We start from the raw sequence: 17322 nt of genomic DNA, 5'->3' as shown, positions 1-17322 counted from the left end.
TTCGATCAACGTGGTTTTACCGCTACCAGACTGACCCACAAACGCGATATTGCGAATTTTGTTGATAGGCATAGCGCCTCCTTGCAATAGAGAGGAAGAAGAGAAGGACGATAAATCTCATGATCAGGCGGGGTTACCGCCTGGTCGTCTTCCAGGTCATTTTGCGCGGGGCTCCTTGCATTGCGACCTCATTAGTCGATGAGTACGGATTTCAGTGTGCACCCATATCCATAAATTTTATGTGACTTAATTCATGCTGGTGTAAATCGAGCAAAGAGAAGCGGATTCGATGTCACAAATAAAGCAAAAGAGGCCATGAAGTGACCCCTTATCGGATGGGAAGCGTTAAAAGCGATGAGACAGATTCACATTGGAGCGTGATCAGAGTGTTAATGTCATGAAGCAGCTGTTTGGGTCTTCCTGATAGTCGCCAAAAGGTGCGCAATACTCAAAGCCGAATTTCTCGTAGAGGGCGCGAGCGGGGGCAAAAAAGGCCATGGTTCCGGTCTCTAAACTGATTTGTTGATAACCTTGCTGCCTGGCGTGTTCAATCAAATGCTGCAAAAGCGTGGAGGCCACCCCTTTGCCTCTGGCGGCGTGTGTGGTGCGCATGGATTTGAGTTCACCATGTTGGTGCGTAAGACGCTTCAATGCGGTGCAACCGAGTAAGGTTTCTGCTTGCCAGCCTGTCCAAAAGGTTACATCCGGATGTTGCAATGCACTTAAGTCCAAGGCGTGTACACTCTCCGCAGGCGAGGTGGCGTACATGTCTTGCAGATGTTCTTCGAGCAGCGTAATGACTTGTTTATGCTGTAAATCGTCAGTGGTAATAATCACCGTTATCGTCCTCAGTCAGTGCATGTTGTACTTGGTTTCTGCCTTCATGTTTGGCTCGATAAAGCGCTTTGTCTGCGATGAAGAGTGCGCGTTCAAAGTTGCAGCATTGCCATAACGTGGCACCAATACTCACGGTGACTTTCATATCATCCCCGAGCTCGAGTACGGAACCCAGTACCATCTCCGCACTTAGGCGGATACGCTCAGCAATAAGCAGGGTTTGTGCCAAATTTGCATCTGGCAACACTAAACAAAACTCTTCGCCCCCGACGCGGCCAAACAGATCTTGTTGGCGAATTTCTTGAGAAACTAACTGACAAAATGCTTTCAGAACCTTGTCGCCCGCAGCGTGGCCATATTCGTCATTGATGGTTTTGAAGTGATCCAAATCCATCATGCAGACCCCAATCTTGTCGTTGACTCTTCTTTGAATGTTGGCCGCTTCAATCAGAGCTCGGCGGTTCAATACGCCAGTTAATGAGTCTTGCTGTGCCAATACTGTGAGCTGCTGTTCTTTGCCTTTGATTGCCTCGGCCATATGGTAAAACGCGGCAAACAGCTCGCCAATTTCATCTTTGCGTTCAAGCAACTCACCCTGGATGGATTTGCCTTTTTCCAGTGCTTTGGCTTGGCGACGCAGACGTTCAATCGGCACGCCGACATAACGGGCAAGGTAGAGTGTCAGCAGTAAAAAGACAATCAGCGCGGCGCCGACATAAGCGAGCACTTCGCGCAGAATATGCCGGTTTTCTCTGTTCAACTCTTCAATATCAATGAACGCAAGCAAGCATAAGCCCAGCTCATGCTGTGCAACATTGAGCCCGCTGGCTCGGGTAAATCTGTGTCCCCACGAGGGGCTAATATAGATGTCTTGATTGATGAGGACGCCACCCAGATCGGGCCTGAGCCACGGAGAGGATGTGGCGTTGGGGCCATACTCTTTGAGGGCCTCGGCATTAAGATATTTCGTCGGCATCAGCAAACGCCGATTCAACTTAGTCATGATCGACACATCCACTTGGTTGATGTTGTCATTGACTAAGGTGCTTTTAATTTCAAAAATCTGATCTTCAATCAAGGTGCGATCGAGCACCGCCGTGTAGTAGCCCTTCAATTCACCTGCGCAATCGACCAAAGGGCGTGAAAGAAAATAGGTCTCGTTGTCGAAAATGAGCCCTAACTGTGCGATGTACTCTGCGGGCATTAAGCTGACCACAGGTTTTGGTAAACTTTTTATCGCTCTTAAGTTATTGAGTTGGTTGCGTAACTCGCGACTCTCGATGGAGTTTTCTTCGCCGCGAGATTTGAGCTTTTGCAGTTTTTCATACACCAACTGCTCTTTGGCTTGATTGATGGGTTGGTCGATAAGCCATTGCTGATAAGAGAGCGATAGCTGCTTTTTAGTGAACTCGTCGTAAGCGATCAACCCCGAAATGTCTTGGCGAAGAATATAGCGGTTGCTTTTGTTGGCGGAAAATACCGAATCGATGATGCTGCCTTTGGTGTCGGTTAACAGCAACATAGAAAAACCAGAAGCAAAACTGATCGCATCCTCCATTCTCTCTGTCACTACATGCTCATCTTGGCACTGAGCAAGATGCGCACTGACCAGATCGAACTCCGAAAACCGACGATCAATATAGTGGCTGATCTCTTTTGCACCCTGTGCAATCGCCAGTTGGCTACTTTGGCGGATATGTTCCACCATCAGGTTGATGCGCGCCTGATAATAGACATAGCCAAATATCGCCACAAATAAGGCGAGAGGAGACAGGATGAGGAACATCTTGAAACTGAGTCGATTCATTCGGTCGCGCTTCTTTGATCCTCAGGTTTTATGATGCCTAAGTTGCGAATCACATTGAGCTCGCCTTGTTGGAACTGAGCGAGGTACATCGGTAGATCAAAATGATGATCATTACGCAAGTGAACGGCGTCTTCTCCGCTGTAGAGCGTCAATTCAGGTAAGTTGATCAATAACTGCTCTCCATCAACGCGGCCACTTTTTTCGATGGCGGCTTTGATTAAATAAATCAGATCGTAATGCGCTTTACTTGAGTAGGTGACCACTGCATCTGCGCCGTGAAAGCGATGATAATTCTGCACAAACTCGCGAGCGACCGCGTTATCCAACCCGCTGAAAAAGTGCAGGGCGGTCATCACGCCTTGTAACGATTGTGAATCCACATTGCTTAGATAGGTTTCATCGGCCGCAAAAGCGACAACTTGAATCTCTCTTTCAAATTCAAACGCTTTCATCTGTTTGAGGAAGTTGAAACCATCACTGCCGGGCAAGATCAGCATCAGCACATTTGCCCCCGAGCCTTTAATGTGTTCCAGCACTGGGGCGTAATCTTTAACACCAAAGGCGGTAAATTCGATGCCGCTGATTTCGCCTTCCACTTTCTCGACTTCTTCGACAATGCGTTGAGACATGCGGTGTGGCCAAATGTAGTCGTAACCGAAAATGTAGAAGGAACTGCCGACGTTTTCCGCTAAGTAAGGGACAATCGGTGCAATATAGTGCTCAGGAATGGTGCTGTAACAGATGAGATAAGGGCTGTAGTGACGGCCTTCGTAGTCGATGCCATAAAACATAGGTGTGCGCAGCTCGGTGGCGATTTCACTCATTGCATAACGTGATGAACTGCTGACCGGGCCTAATAGCGCGAACACATCCTCATTGAGAATCAGCTCTCGACTGTATTTGACCGTCTTGGCGGGGTCCGTTGCATTGTCTCTGATCACCAACTCAAGTGGACGCCCCAAGACACCCCCTTTGGCATTAATCTGTTCAACCGCAAGCTCGGCGCCTCTGACGGCTTGCTCACCATATACCGCAAAGGTGCCAGTCAAAGGCAGCACCGCACCGATTTTTATCGGGGTTTGTGGTTGGGAGCAGCTTACAAGGCTAACGGCCAGCAGTGGCAGAATGAGCGGCAGCAAATAAGAGCGAAGTTTGCCCATATTGTGTGTCCTTTTCGTCAATGAGCGATATCCCTGTCCACGTTTAGCAGCCGATGTGAGTCGCGTGCTATGCGCAGCAGAGCATGAACGTTTACTTGTTGCCTTCTGTACGTCGTTCCTCGTGGTTTGGGAATTTTATTGTTGTTTTATCACTAATTATAAGGGGATGTGCTCCGTAAAGGCGAGCCCGTTTTTTGTACAGAGCTTGGTATAAAGTTCTAAACCAAACACTTACTATGAGAATAGCGTGTTTTATGCCTGTTGGCGGTTTTTGACGGTGAAATGGAACGAAGTTGTTATTGGATTCTCTTTTCTTACGTTAATGGCTGACAGAAATGGACAGAATGCGTCGAATCACCTCGTCTTCGCTGACCTTTGGATTGCGGAAAAAACGGAAAATTTCCGAGTTAATGGCTTGTTGTGCGACGGGATTGACGGCCATCGAGTCGGTCATACTCGGCACCGCAAGTTCGTTGGCCGAGGCAAACTGAAAATCTCGAAACGCCTGCTGCTGACAAACATTAAACGCGCTGAGGTCGATATCTTTTCTCACTGGAATGGAGCCTTTGGCTTGATTGAACCGTTGTTGAAAGGTTTTGTCTGCAAGGGCGCTGGCTAACTGCTCCGCTTGTGAGGCTTGAAACGACTTGCTCGCCATGAAAATAAAGCTATCCATGTTGTACAGATAGATGTGGTGAGATTGCGGTGCAGGACGGCAGCCAACATGTTGAGGGACGGCGACGCCTCGGGCCAGCAAATCGCCTAGGATCCAATCGCCTCCAAGTTGAAAGAGGGCTTTGTCTTCTGCCAGCGCTTTGGTGGCGCTGTCCCAATTGCTCTTTTGCGGGTGACCGGTGAGCAAACTAATATGACGCAGTTGGCGAAGTGCCAAGCGCATTTCGGCCGAATCGATGTTTTTCTTATCGAGTTGAACGAGAGCCGTTTTGTAAAACGTTACCCCGCCAGCGGCAATCACCAAGCTTTCGAATAGCTGGGCAATTTGCCATGGTTGATCGCCAATGGCTAACGGCATGATGCCAGCTTGCTTGGCGTGTTCCATGGCTTCAAACAGTTCGGGCCATGTTTGCGGCTCAGCAAGGTTAAGTTGCTTGAGTAGGCGATGATTGGTCCAAAGAATATTGAGACGATGTAACGTCAGCGGCAAGGCAACATAGCCATTGCTCGTTTTATTGATCTCGATGGCGAGAGGGTACAAAACGTTGTCCCACTGGGCTTGTGTGGCAGCTTGATTGATGGGATGTAAAATGCCAATGGCATCCCAAGACTTAATGCTTGGCCCCTCAATTTGCGCAAAACTTGGCGTGTTGCCCGCCAGTGCGCGCGCTTGTAGCACCGTCATCGCACTATCACCCCCACCGCCATTGACCGCAGAAGCTTGTATAGGCAGCCCTTGCTGTTTGAGATGCTTCTCCAATACCGTTAATGCCGCCGTTTCACCGGGAGATGTCCACCAATGGAGGAATTCGATCTCATTGGCAAAGAGCGTCGTCGGCAGTAATAACAGAGTCAAGAGCTTGCTTGTCATAATGTTTCTCTTGGAAAAAGTAGGGTTGCTTTTAGCCCGCCAAGCTCAGTTAGAGAGAGAGACAAATGGCCGCCATGCGCTTTGATGATGCTATTGGATATAGTCAAGCCAAGACCATTTCCTTCAATCGAGGCATGGCCTCGATAATACGGCTCGCACAGTTTGTCCAACTGCTCTGGGCGTAGGGATGTGCCGTTATCTTGCACTTCGATGCAGATGTGATCTTCTTGGCTGCCCAGGGTGATGTGTGCTTGCTGACCGTATTTTAACGCATTGTCGATCAAGTTTTGCAGGGCGCGTTTTAAGGCCAGCGGTTTGCCTGAAATGCAGGTTTCTCCTAAACAATGCAGTGAGATTTTGTTGCCGTGCGGATCCAGCCCAGAGGCAATGTGTTCAATGAGTTTGGTTAAGTCGACCGATTCAATCTCTTCGTGAATGTCGGTCTCTTTGATGCATTGCAGCGCACCTTTTACCATTAAATCGAGGTCGTTGGCGATCTTGCTAAAACGTTCACGTTCTTCATCATTGTCGAGCATGTCGGCCCTGAGCTTGAGGCAGGCTATCGGGGTTTTTAAATCATGAGAAATAGCGCCAAACAGCATTTCTCGATCTTTGATGTGGCTATCGATACGTTGATTCATTTTGTTGAAAGCACGAATGGCGGCTCTAAGTTCGGTGCTGCCTTCCTCTTTGACCCGTGGTACTTTTAGCCGGCTCGACATCAAGGTAGCGGCTTTGGCGAGTTGACGAATGGGGCGAATTTCTCGTCTGACGACAAACCATGTGCAAATCAGCAGCAGTAAACCAGACAGCAGCAAAGTGAACCATTCGCGCAGATCAAAATAGCTGGTTTCAAGGTGAATGTAGGGTGCTGGTAATACCGCGGCTAGGTAGAACCACTCATTCTCTGCAACTTCAATCTGCATCACCAAAATGGGCGGATTCAGATCGCCTAATGAAAGGGAGTAGTGTGCCCATAGCATCGGCAGCTCGTCGATCGGCAGTTCGTTGTTGAACACCCGTAAGTCGTCGCGGCGAGTGAATTCAACTAAGATGGTGGGGGTGTTTTGCAACTCGGCTGCTAAGACACTTTTGACCTCGTCCACCACCAACGTTTTTCGTTGGCTCTCCGGTAACGGCTTCACATAAATCGGATGATTGTTCAGAGATACAAAAAAGCGCGTGCCTCCCATATTGCGCAGCTGATTGAGCACCAGGTGACGATACTCCGAAGGTAAGGTCGAGAAAAAAGAGATGGTGGAAGACGCGCTAAGGGCCAAGCTGCGCACCGTGGTGATGAGCCCAGTTTTATCGCGCTCACTGGCATGTTGATACCAAATCAATCCCGCCAAGATCTGCGCCGAGATGATCACTAACAGCAGAAACAGGCTCGTGCGGGTGGCGAGAGAGTTCAACGAGGTTTTAGCTCTCATAATGAACACCGGCAGTCAGCATGTAGCCTTTATTGCGCACGGTGAGGATCAGCGCGCGATCTTTATCTTCAAGATGATGACGTAGTCGGCTGATTTGCACGTCGATCCCACGTTCAAAAGGATCGGCATCGCGGCCCCAAATCTCCCGTGCAATATCATCGCGAGACAAAATCGATTCGGCATGGGAGAGAAAAAGTGCCAGCAACGAGAGGTCTGCGCCACTGAGCTGTTTGACGTTTTGACTGGGTAGGTGAGTGAGCTGGCGTGTCACGGTATCGAGTTGCCAGTCAGCAAAACGGATTTTACGAGCAAGGCGCAAATCACTGTGATTTTGGCTACGACGCAAAATGGTTTTGATCCGCGCCAATAACTCTCTTGGGCTAAAGGATTTGGTGATGTAGTCGTCAGCCCCCATTTCAAGACCCGCGACGCGATCAGCCTCTTCCGCCACAGCGGTGAGCATGATGATGGGCACGTCTGAGTGTCGACGGATTTTCTGGCACAGAGTGAAGCCATCATCGCCCGGCATCATGATGTCTAAGATGATCAAATCTGGCGGACAGAGTTCAAGTTTCTTCCACATCACTTGACCATTCTCGGCGCACTGCACGTCAAAACCGGCTTTGCCTAAGTAATCTGATAAGGCTTCTCGTAAGTCTTGATGGTCATCCACGACCAGAATCCGTTTGCTGTCCATTGCTTGCCACGACTGTCTGTTTTGTGTGCAGTTATGATGCAATGCCTCGCCAATGAACTCAATCGATAGAGTTGTAATTTGCTGCTTACAAAGGTGTTTTTTTGTAAGCGGTCGCTTACAAACCGATAGCGCTTTGTAACCTTCGTCGGAAAAATTCGCAGTACGCTGAAAGGGAAATATGGCGCTATCCAATGACGTGATAGTGAGGATTCTTAACTCCAATTAGGAGGGAATATGTTAGGTAATGCATTTGGACAACTGCAGAAAATAGGCCGCTCGTTAATGCTGCCTGTGGCGGTGTTGCCAGTGGCGGGCTTGATGCTCGGGATCGGTAACGCTGGGTTTGCGTTTATCCCCGAAGCACTCAGCAAAGTGATGCTGGCGGCAGGGGAGGGGGTGTTTGGTAACATGCAACTGATGTTTGCCGTTGGTGTAGCGTTAGGGTTGTCAAAGGGCAATGATGGTGCGGCGGCATTGGCGGGTTTAGTGGGCTTGATCATCATGAACGCCTCTTTGGGGATTGTGACCGGATTGAGAGGATTGGAAACCGATGCGACGATCATGGGGGTCAATACTCTGCAAACCGGGGTGTTTGGCGGCATTATTATTGGCGCGGTGGCAGCGCTGATGTACAACCGTTTCTATAATATTCGCTTGCCAGAATACTTAGGCTTTTTTGCTGGCAAACGCTTTGTACCGATTGTTACCGGATTAACGGCGATTGTTGTTGGGGCACTATTGGCGTTTGTGTGGCCACCAGTAGGCCAAGCGCTAGATGTTTTTTCTCATTGGGCGGCGTATCAAAATCCAGTACTCGCTTGGGCTGTGTATGGTGCGGGTGAGCGTTCTCTATTGCCAGTTGGTTTGCATCATATCTGGAATGCGCCTTTCTTCTTTGAAGTGGGGAGCTATGTGGATCCACAAACCGGGAAAGAGTTTACCGGTGAGCTCACGCGTTTCTTTGCTGGTGATAAAACAGCAGGTTACTTGGCGGGCGGCTTTATGTACTCGATGTGGGCGTTACCTGCTGCGGCGCTAGCCATTTATCATTGTGCAGCACCAGAGCGTAAAAAGCTGGTTGGTGGCTTGATGATGTCTGCGGCGCTTACGTCTTGGTTAACGGGTATCACTGAGCCAATCGAGTTTACCTTCCTGTTTGTTGCTCCTGTGTTGTATATCATCCACATTTTCCTGACCGGCATCGCTTTTGCGCTAACCGCTTTTCTGGAGATTAAACACAGTACCGACTTTGCACACGGGGCGATTCAGTTCTTCTTGTACTACCCAATGTCTACCAACGCTTGGATGTTCTTTATCATCGGTCCGATTTGGGCTGCGTTGTATTACGGTTTATTCCGCTTCTTGATCGTCAAGTTGGATCTTAAAACCCCGGGCCGTGAAACGGAGTTGGTGGAGGTGAAGATTGCTGGCGCACCCGAAGCGATTGCGGTGGACATTGTTGCAGCGTTAGGAGGCAAGGCCAACATTAAATCGGTAGATGCGTGTATTACACGTTTGAGAGTGTCGGTGAAGGATATTTCACATGTGGATGCCAACAAGCTCAAAGCGCTTGGGGCGCGAGATGTCTTAATTATTGGGGACAGTTTGCAAGCAATTTTCGGTACGCAGTCCGACAATTTAAAAAGTGAGATTCACACAGTATTAGCAACCGTATAGTGATGTGTTCTAACTTGCCAGCTCCTGACATTCCCCCTGTTTGTTTTTCGTCTGGCAAGCTAGCCAACCTCTTAGGAGGTTGGCTATTTTCATTTTTGTTCCATAGAAACCAGTGCAGTGGTGAGTATTTTAACCACGAGCATGAGCTCACTATGGCGTGTTTATCTATCGGTTCTGTATTGCGCCATGACACCTGTCGATGGTGTCATCAACGCGGTAACATCTCCGAACAAATCAGGGCGGTCGGCTTCAATGGTGTAGTTTTTGCCATTGTTAACCTTGTTGAAGTCCACGGAGAAGTGGGTATAGCTATCACCGTATTGGTAGCGCACATTCATCACTTTCTGGTCAAGGTTGTAGACCAAACCATAAACGGTCGCGTACGGGGTCATGACACCGTTAAGTTCTCGGTTCGATGCATCCAGCGGGATCTTGTATGTCACGCTATCGAGCTTCGCCAAGCCGTTGGTGTAACTGCTAGGTTCAGTCAATTGGCTCTTCATGTATTTGTTCCACACAAAGCGTTGGGAGGACTCGATGTTTCCAGGCAGTTCAAATTTGGCGTTGTAGTCCGATTTGGCTGTAGGCTTTGCTTTTTCCCAGTTTTCCAAGTGTTTGGCATATTCTGGGCTATTGGTCATCACATCGTACTGTTCGCCGTGGTGAATTTGCCACTGGCCATTAATGAACTGCAAAATGGCCGAATCGCCGGAAGCGTCCTGCAGTGAGTAGTGGCCTTTCAGTGCCATGCCGTTATGGTTGAACTGCTGGATCTGAATTTGATCAATGTTCTTGATTGCCGCTTCGACAGTGGCAAAGTTATCTAGGAAATAGGCGATAATGCGCGTGTTTTCAAGCTGCTGCTTGCTGCTATCGAGTGTTCCGACCGTTTCTTCATCCAAAAATAGGGCGTTGGCAGCGAAACCGGCTTCGTTAAAACCATCAACTAAGCCTACGCCATAGATGCTGACGCCCATGGAGGCATATTTTGAGGTCCAGTTGAGGGCATTCTCACCTTTTGCACCTACATAGCTCTGGCCTTTGGGGCGAACATCTATCGTGGGTTGGTTTTCTTCCATCCAGTCCATCGTGCGGCTGACAAAAACACCGTGTTCGTCAGTCTTCCAAATCAGCCTTGAGCATGCGGATGCAGAGGTTGAAATGCCAATCAAAAGCGTTGCAACTGATGCGGCAATAAGTGTTTTCTTTGTAGAGTTTGCCATTTTTGTTTCCTTAGAAAGAAGGGACTTCTAATCCTATTTATGATGTTTTCTGGCGACTCAGCTCTTTTCGTCCTGATTTTGCAGAAGATAAACAATAATAATGCCGGAGCCTGTCTGTAGAAAATCATTGTCTCGCCGTGGTATGAGTTCAACTCGGTTATGGTTGATGGGAGACGCTCTTTCCCCCATCAATGTAATGGTGCTACAGGCTTCTGGCTACCTCATAACCGTCCCAGATAGCTGCCATGATGGTGCGTGCTTGCTGGCTATCACCGATGTTAAACACCTCATCAACATCAAGCTCGTTTGCTAACGTTTCGTTTAAGTGATCGTCGGCTTTGTACCCCAATGCCAGCACAACATGCCCGGCATTTAGCTCAAATGTACCTTGCGCATTTTCTGCTTCAATGCCCGTGTCAGTAATGGCCTTAAGAGACGTCGACGTAAGGACATTCACTTGCTCTTTTACCAACAGCTCTTTTAGCATCTGATAATTGGCGAAACAGGTACCGTGTGGGCCGCCAATGATGTCATTCGCCGCTTCCACCAACGTCACTGCTTTACCTTTCTGTGCCATCCATAAAGCCGCTTCTGCGCCCACTAAGCCACCACCAATCACCACCAGGCTGTTGCCTGTAATACTTTCTGGTGACATCAGCATTTTCTCTGCCACCATGACATGCGGTTTATCTTGTCCTTGAAGCCATTCAGGACGAACAGGGCGAGATCCCGTTGCAAAGATCACACTGTCAGGGTTTTCGGCCTCAATGGTGTCTTTATTGGCCGTGATATTGAAACGCACATCAACCTTTTTACGCTGCATCTCACCGGTAAACCATGTAATCAGCTGTTTGTCATCGTGCTTAAACGGCGGTTGGCAACCTGGGATCACATTGCCGCCCAGTTGCGCCGACTTTTCAAATAACACAACCTGATGCCCACGCTCTGCGGCAATTCGTGCTGCTTCCATACCCGCGACACCGCCGCCCACTACGACAACCTTCTTGGTTTTGTGGCTCGGCAACAGTTGATAATCCGCTTCGCGGCCACACGCCGGGTTGACTGCACAAGAAATGTTGCCCACTTCTGCCATACGGCCTAAACAGCCAAGGTGACAAGATAGGCAAGGGCGCACTTCTTCGAATCGTCCTCGACGGATTTTGTTCACTACGTCCGGATCGGCCAGCAATGGACGACCCATTGAGATGCCATCAGCAATACCGTGTTCAATGGCATGGGCAGCTAAGTCTGGATTTTCCATGCGTCCTGCCATGAGAACGGGAATATCAACCACTTCAGACACCGCCTGACAATACGGCTTGTACATGCCTGGTTCAAAGTAGTTAGGCGGGTGGTTCCAGTACCAAGAGTCATAAGTACCGGCATCCACGTTGAGCGCGTCAAAGCCCGCATCTTGAAGGTATTTCGCGGCCTTTAAGCCCTCTTCCATATCTCGGCCGACATCCTCAGCTTGTTCACCTGGCAGGATGCCTTGACCAAAGCCTTTCATATTGCTTTTGACTGAGTAGCGCAGCGACACAGGGAAGTTTGGACCGCAGACAGCCTTGATCCCTTGCACGATCTCGACAGCAAAGCGGTAACGATTTTCAAAACTGCCGCCGTATTGGTCTGTGCGCTGGTTGAAGAACGCCATCGTAAACTGATCGAGCAGGTAACCTTCGTGAACCGCATGAATTTCCACACCATCGAAACCCGCTTTTTGTGCAATTGCGGCAGATTCGATGAACTTGGTGATGAAATACTGAACTTCTTCTGTGGTCAGTGCTCGGTGTTTGATGTTGGGGTCAAAACGGTTTGGGGCATCTGATGGCGCGATGGATTTCTCCAATGGCGTAAAACCAGGAATGCAAGAACGTCCCCAACCTGCGGTGAGTTGAGCAAAAATCTTGGTGCCATATGCGTGTACCCTTTCGGTCATTTCCTTGGCACTGCGGATATAAGCGGTAGGGTGATAGGTGGGGCAAGGAAGGGAAGGCATTGGAAACTGCTCGAGTTCATTTTCGACCATCTGCACGCCTGTGATAATCAGGCCTACGCCCCCTTTAGCGCGAGCAGTGTAATACTCGATGCCACGCTGGTTGTATGCGCCATCGGCATCGACACAACCCAGTGTTCCCATGGGTGCCATGGAATAGCGGTTTTTTAGCATTAATGAGCCAATTTTCATTGGTTCAAATAATCGCTTATGTTGCTGTTTTAACATTGGTAAGCCCCGTAACAGTATGCTTTTAAATACGTAATTGAGACTATTACAGCAACGATTTGAGACTAATTCTTAGCATTTTAGGACAATGATTTGTCTTTAAATACTATTGAACAGGCTTTTGATTTAGATCATTCCCCGTTCGATATCGAATTTTTAGCCTGCATGGGACTTTTTCCTGTCCAACGTTTAAATGCGCGAGAAAAGGTACTCAAGTCGGCATAGCCTAATTGGAAGGCGATTTCTGTCATGTTGGTGCTGGGCGTTTTCAGCAAATGGAGCGCTTTTTCTTTTCGGTAGTTGTCGACAACCCCACGATAGCTGGTGTTGATGCTGTCTAGGCGGCGGTTAAGGGTTCTCACACTGATCAACAACTTCTCTGCGACCGAAGAAGCACAAGCTTGATTCAAACTGTCGAACTTATTGAGCGTGTTGTATATCTGCAAAATGAGGTTGTTTTGTTTGAGAGACTCCGCTTTACTGCGTAACAAGTTCAATGCGCTAAAATAGAGCTCTTCATCATGGTGAGGATTGTGACGGAAAAGCGTTTTTTTGCTCACCCATATTTGCGGAACTGGACTACCCAACACAGTCGAGGTGCCTATCAGCTGCTGAAGCATGTCATAAACCGGACGCAGGGGGAGAGTTTCAGTCACTTTAACCGTCAAATGCTCTTTAGAATCGTGGCTGATCGCCTGAATCATCCGCACTATTGTTGCAATATAGAGGGTCATTCCAAGGTAGGTAACGTGATTCTCTTCGGTCAATATTTCGCTGTGAAGGATCCAAACTTCTCTGTTTCCCTCCTTGTCATGATGCAGCTCTAACCGGATTGGTGAGCCAATTACGATGGCAAACTCTTCTGCCAGTTTCAGTGCACTTTCCAAATCAGGGCTGGTCCAAAAAGCTAAGCTAAATGGGCCAAACGTGAGTGGACCAACGTGATCCGCGCAAACAATCGGGAATGCCTTATCTTGGCTCAGTTGGTTTAAGCGATAAAGCTCACTTCTTAGTTCACTCAGTTTTAATCGGCCATCTCTAGTTTTAGACAATGGTTTAGTGTCATGTTCTAGCAAGAGATTTTTCTTCGCGGCATCATAAAGTGTCACCCAACCATGATGGAGCGACAACGAACTTTGAAAGCTATCAGCTTGTGAATTCATGAACACAAAACCTCAGTAATGTAAGAAAAAGGCATTACCTTTGATATCAAATGAAAAGGAATACGAACCGTCTTAAAATGCAAAGCCTACTGACTTTGTTATCGCCAGTATTTTTGCGCCCTCTATTAGAGCAGACTGAGCAGAACTCGTCATTAGGGTGAAGTAAAATGGCTGTTGGTCACTGTGATTGAAAGTGGTTTGGTCAGCATATAGATAGCGACGCTAGCCGCAGCGATAACCACAGCAGCACTAACAAAGCCCAGTTCCGTGGAAGCCACAGCGCACAACAAGGCAATGAGCAGATAGCTTAAGCTTTGAACTAAGGTTGAGAACATTGCCAGCCCGCCATCCACCCTTCCTCTTTGTTCGATCGCAATCGTGTGGTGCATCCAGTTGGTTCTTGCTATGCGATTGAGCGCATTAAAAAAACCAAAGACGAGGGTGAGGATGATAAGGCTTAAAGGGTCGTTAAACAGACTCATACCAATCAGCGCGATGGTGAGGGCGACCATGGCATAGAAAATGGTGGTCGCGTATGGGCGTTTGGACAATAAGCGCTGGATAAATAGCCCGGTCAGCAGAGCCCCAACGCCAAACGCGATGCTGTAGCTAGCAAACCAATGGCCAGATACGCGATTTTCGGCAAACCAAATGGGCACTAACTTACCTAAGAAAGTGACGACAGGGTACGAAAGGCAAGAGAGTAGCACGATCGCAAACAGCCTTGGTTTTGCTGCAAAAATCGCTCGGCTTTCCGTTACTTGATGCCAAAAGTGTCCACTAGAAGTTTGTCGTAGTTGGCGACGATACGGCGTCACCGCATAACAGAGGGTGGCAATCAGTGAAGATGTGGCCGCAAAGAGCGCAAACTCTCTCACTCCCCAAAGTTCCAATAGCATTACCCCTAATCCTCCCGCACCCAAAGTGGTCATTTGCAGGACAATTTCTTGTTTACCAGAAATAGCGGCGTACTCGTGTCGCTGATAGTTTTCCTGCGTGAAGGCGTTATTGCTGTTCCAACCGAGATTACTTGAGAGCCAGAAGATCAATTGAGCGGCGGCCAGCAGCCATGGTGATGTCAGACCAAAACTGTAAATCAGCGCAATGGCGAAGGCTGTCATCGCTTGAACCGCTTGATTTACGACCAAGATTTTTTTGCGTGAATGGCGATCAACAATGGTGGCGAAAATGGGAGCAAAGAGAAAAGCCACAGCGGTACAAGTTAAGGCAGTGAGAGCAACAAACGTGCCCATATCGGGTGTTTGTAACATCATCCATGGTAACGCCATCATAAACAGTCCCGATGAGATCCCATCAAAAAAGAGGCCGGTGAGGTAAGGCAAGGTACGATTGCGTGTTGCAGGTGGCATATTCATTATTTTCTCCATGTCGACTGACGTATTTGTTGCTACTCTAAAAGCTCAACTTAACTTGAGGTAAAGCACTTTTTTGCTCGAATTCGACAAAGAGACAGCCTCAAAACTCGCAAGGAAGCAAAATGGACATCAGCGTAGGTGAAGTGGCGAAACGATCGGGAGTGAAAGTGTCGACGTTGCACTTTTATGAACAGAAAGGGCTGATCACCAGTTGGCGAAATCAAGGCAATCAAAGACGCTACCATCGCAGTGTGTTACGTCGTATTGCGGTGATCAAAGCGGCTCAGCAGGTCGGACTGTCACTAGAAGAGATTACCCAAGCGTTAGCAGGGCTCCCTAAGCATCAAGCACCGACAAAAGCGCAGTGGGAAACCATGGCCACCGGCTGGCATGCGATGCTAGAGCATCGGATTTTGCAACTGAAAGCGTTGCAGAGCGATTTGGGGGGCTGCATTGGCTGTGGTTGTTTGTCTCTTGAAAGTTGCAATTTACGCAATCCTCAAGATGAAAAAGCGGCTAACCATCAAGGGGAATCGTTACTGACAAACCCGGAGGATGAGGATTTTACCGCGATTGTGAGCCAGCTATAAGCTATCAAGACGCTCTAAATACGCGTTTGCGGTGGCAAGAATACGCGCTTTCTCATCGTCGGCTTGGTTTTGCCAATTTTTCACCATCAGAGCCATGCGAGGATTACGCGAGAAGCGATTTTGATGTCGGTCGATGAAATGCCAATAAAGGCTATTCATGGGGCAAGCATCTTGCCCACTGCGCTGTGTGACGTGGTAATGGCACTGTTTGCAGTAATCACTCATTTTATTGATGTAAGCGCCGCTGGCAGCATAGGGTTTGGTGCCCACGATGCCACCATCGGCGTGAAGAGCCATTCCCCTTGTATTGGGCATTTCTACCCACTCGATCGCATCGATATAAATGCCAAGATACCATTGCTCCACTTCGTCAGGGTCACAGCCCGCAAGCAGTGCAAAATTCCCCGTCACCATCAGACGCTGAATGTGATGTGCGTAGGCAAAGGTGAGTGATTGAGAGATGGCTGCACGCATGCAAGCCATGTTTGTCTCGCCGGTCCAAAAATAGGAGGGTAATGTGCGTTTGGCTTGCAGTGCATTGAGTGCGGCATAGTGCGGCATCTGGCTCCAGTAAATCCCGCGAAGATATTCACGCCAACCTAATATCTGCCGCACAAACCCCTCTATTTGCGCCAGAGAAATGCCATCTCGATTGTGTCGATAAGCCGAGATCGCGGTGTTGATCACTTCTGTAGGAGAGATCAATTTGCTGTTTAAGGCAAAGGAGAGCCGGCTGTGATAGAGGCTCCAAGAGGCAGTATGTTGGTGGATCATGGCATCTTGAAATCGGCCAAAATAGGGTAGGCAGATTTGGCAAAAGTGTGCCAGTAACGTCAATGCTTGTGAGCGATTGATTGGCCAGAGTAGCGGTGTTTGTGCTTCTCCAATACAATGCACCTGGTGTCGCTCTAGCCGCTGAAGAATGGTGTCAACAGGATTGGCAAACATCAGCGGCGTAGGCAGTGCATCTCGATCCTTGTCCGAGAGTTTGTTTCGATTATCGGCGTCGTAGTTCCATTTTCCTCCCAACGGTTTTTGCTGATCATCCAACAAGACGTTATGTTGCTTACGCATTTGGCGATAAAAATGCTCCATCAAAGGGGGTTTCGCTTGGGAAAATCGCGCTTCGATTTCATCAAAAGGGAGAATGAAGTGTTCGCTATCGACACAGGTAATGGTTGTACCTGGTATGGATAGATTTTGGAGTTGCTGTAAAAGACGATATTCGTCAGGACGTTGATAGTCAAAATGAGTGATTTTGTGTTGCTGGCAGAGAGCTGTAATCCAGTCAGTCAGTGTGGCTCGTTGACACGACTCATCAAGATCGATGTAGCGGACAAGATGCCCTTGTTGTTGCAGAGTCACCGAAAAATGCGCCATCGCCGCAAAAAAAGCGCACACTTTTTGTACGTGATGGGGAACATAATCGGTTTCTTGTTTAAGTTCGATGATCAGATATAAGGTGTCATCGCTCACCTGATCGAACCAAGAGTGCTGCGCATTGAGTTGGTCGCCTAAAATGAGTCGTAGCCGAGTGAATGTCATCTTCTTCTCGCGAGTGTTTTTGCTGTTGTATACGATTTGCTGTT

General features: G+C 48.5%; 13 protein-coding genes. 2 read left to right on the top strand and 11 right to left on the bottom strand.

Going from position 1 to position 17322, the window contains the following annotated elements; translation table 11 throughout:
* Nucleotides 1-381 precede the first annotated feature (381 nt).
* The 6 genes from CIK04_RS11320 to CIK04_RS11295 all read right to left on the bottom strand — a co-directional run bounded on the left by CIK04_RS11320 (nt 382) and on the right by CIK04_RS11295 (nt 7480).
* A complete protein-coding gene (locus CIK04_RS11320) occupies nt 382-837 on the bottom strand; it encodes a GNAT family N-acetyltransferase (RefSeq protein WP_017791236.1) in 456 nt (151 codons plus the stop codon).
* Nucleotides 821-2644, bottom strand: a complete 1824-nt coding sequence (locus tag CIK04_RS11315; RefSeq protein ID WP_097353185.1) for a GGDEF domain-containing protein — start codon at nt 2642-2644, stop codon at nt 821-823. Before CIK04_RS11315 ends, CIK04_RS11320 begins: the two co-directional genes overlap by 17 nt.
* Nucleotides 2641-3804 carry a substrate-binding protein gene (locus CIK04_RS11310; RefSeq protein ID WP_097353184.1) on the bottom strand — a complete coding sequence of 388 codons (1164 nt, stop codon included), beginning with the start codon at nt 3802-3804 and terminating at the stop codon, nt 2641-2643. The genes CIK04_RS11315 and CIK04_RS11310 overlap by 4 nt, the downstream gene beginning before the upstream one ends.
* Before the next feature lie 319 nt (nt 3805-4123).
* The gene (locus CIK04_RS11305) at nt 4124-5350 is read right to left on the bottom strand and encodes an ABC transporter substrate-binding protein (protein WP_097353183.1); all 1227 of its coding nucleotides are present in this window, start codon (nt 5348-5350) and stop codon (nt 4124-4126) included.
* Complete coding sequence (locus tag CIK04_RS11300) at nt 5347-6783, bottom strand: ATP-binding protein (RefSeq protein WP_097353182.1); 1437 nt, start codon at nt 6781-6783, stop codon at nt 5347-5349. The genes CIK04_RS11305 and CIK04_RS11300 overlap by 4 nt, the downstream gene beginning before the upstream one ends.
* Nucleotides 6773-7480, bottom strand: a complete 708-nt coding sequence (locus tag CIK04_RS11295; protein ID WP_045609006.1) for a response regulator transcription factor — start codon at nt 7478-7480, stop codon at nt 6773-6775. Before CIK04_RS11295 ends, CIK04_RS11300 begins: the two co-directional genes overlap by 11 nt.
* A 234-nt stretch (nt 7481-7714) precedes the next feature.
* On the opposite strand from CIK04_RS11295, the gene ptsG reads away from it, so the two are divergent.
* Nucleotides 7715-9157: a glucose-specific PTS transporter subunit IIBC gene (gene ptsG / locus CIK04_RS11290; protein WP_080533572.1), complete on the top strand. Its 1443-nt coding sequence runs from the start codon at nt 7715-7717 to the stop codon at nt 9155-9157.
* 161 nt (nt 9158-9318) lie between these two features.
* On the opposite strand, the gene CIK04_RS11285 is transcribed toward ptsG, so the two are convergent.
* From CIK04_RS11285 to CIK04_RS11270, 4 genes are all read right to left on the bottom strand, one after another.
* Nucleotides 9319-10380, bottom strand: a complete 1062-nt coding sequence (locus CIK04_RS11285) for a linear amide C-N hydrolase (RefSeq protein ID WP_097353181.1) — start codon at nt 10378-10380, stop codon at nt 9319-9321.
* Nucleotides 10381-10582: 202 nt separating this feature from the next.
* Complete coding sequence (locus tag CIK04_RS11280; protein WP_097353180.1) at nt 10583-12604, bottom strand: FAD-dependent oxidoreductase; 2022 nt, start codon at nt 12602-12604, stop codon at nt 10583-10585.
* 131 nt (nt 12605-12735) lie between these two features.
* Nucleotides 12736-13767, bottom strand: coding sequence for an AraC family transcriptional regulator (locus CIK04_RS11275; RefSeq protein ID WP_097353179.1), 1032 nt, complete (start codon nt 13765-13767; stop codon nt 12736-12738).
* A 152-nt stretch (nt 13768-13919) separates the two neighbouring features.
* A complete protein-coding gene (locus CIK04_RS11270) occupies nt 13920-15155 on the bottom strand; it encodes an MFS transporter (RefSeq protein ID WP_097353178.1) in 1236 nt (411 codons plus the stop codon).
* A 110-nt stretch (nt 15156-15265) separates the two neighbouring features.
* Here CIK04_RS11270 and soxR point away from each other — a divergent pair, with 110 nt between their 5' ends.
* Nucleotides 15266-15733, top strand: coding sequence for a redox-sensitive transcriptional activator SoxR (soxR, locus tag CIK04_RS11265; protein WP_017791231.1), 468 nt, complete (start codon nt 15266-15268; stop codon nt 15731-15733).
* Here soxR and CIK04_RS11260 read toward each other — a convergent pair.
* Nucleotides 15728-17278 (bottom strand): cryptochrome/photolyase family protein, encoded by a 1551-nt coding sequence (locus CIK04_RS11260; RefSeq protein WP_176463323.1) that lies wholly within the window; start codon nt 17276-17278, stop codon nt 15728-15730. The two genes, soxR and CIK04_RS11260, sit on opposite strands and share 6 nt — an antisense overlap.
* Nucleotides 17279-17322 lie beyond the last annotated feature (44 nt).

The organism is Vibrio sp. 03_296 (assembly GCF_002265885.1).
This window is presented reverse-complemented; position numbering and strand designations above follow the sequence as displayed.

What these genes read in the sequence shown, in the direction of transcription:
- CIK04_RS11300 (WP_097353182.1), bottom strand. Translation starts at nt 6,783, where the DNA reads ATGAGAGCTAAAACCTCGTTGAACTCTCTCGCCACCCGCACGAGCCTG.
- CIK04_RS11315 (WP_097353185.1), bottom strand. Translation starts at nt 2,644, where the DNA reads ATGAATCGACTCAGTTTCAAGATGTTCCTCATCCTGTCTCCTCTCGCC.
- CIK04_RS11260 (WP_176463323.1), bottom strand. Translation starts at nt 17,278, where the DNA reads ATGACATTCACTCGGCTACGACTCATTTTAGGCGACCAACTCAATGCG.
- CIK04_RS11295 (WP_045609006.1), bottom strand. Translation starts at nt 7,480, where the DNA reads ATGGACAGCAAACGGATTCTGGTCGTGGATGACCATCAAGACTTACGA.
- CIK04_RS11270 (WP_097353178.1), bottom strand. Translation starts at nt 15,155, where the DNA reads ATGGAGAAAATAATGAATATGCCACCTGCAACACGCAATCGTACCTTG.
- CIK04_RS11280 (WP_097353180.1), bottom strand. Translation starts at nt 12,604, where the DNA reads ATGTTAAAACAGCAACATAAGCGATTATTTGAACCAATGAAAATTGGC.
- CIK04_RS11305 (WP_097353183.1), bottom strand. Translation starts at nt 5,350, where the DNA reads ATGACAAGCAAGCTCTTGACTCTGTTATTACTGCCGACGACGCTCTTT.
- CIK04_RS11285 (WP_097353181.1), bottom strand. Translation starts at nt 10,380, where the DNA reads ATGGCAAACTCTACAAAGAAAACACTTATTGCCGCATCAGTTGCAACG.
- CIK04_RS11275 (WP_097353179.1), bottom strand. Translation starts at nt 13,767, where the DNA reads ATGAATTCACAAGCTGATAGCTTTCAAAGTTCGTTGTCGCTCCATCAT.
- ptsG (WP_080533572.1), top strand. Translation starts at nt 7,715, where the DNA reads ATGTTAGGTAATGCATTTGGACAACTGCAGAAAATAGGCCGCTCGTTA.
- CIK04_RS11310 (WP_097353184.1), bottom strand. Translation starts at nt 3,804, where the DNA reads ATGGGCAAACTTCGCTCTTATTTGCTGCCGCTCATTCTGCCACTGCTG.
- soxR (WP_017791231.1), top strand. Translation starts at nt 15,266, where the DNA reads ATGGACATCAGCGTAGGTGAAGTGGCGAAACGATCGGGAGTGAAAGTG.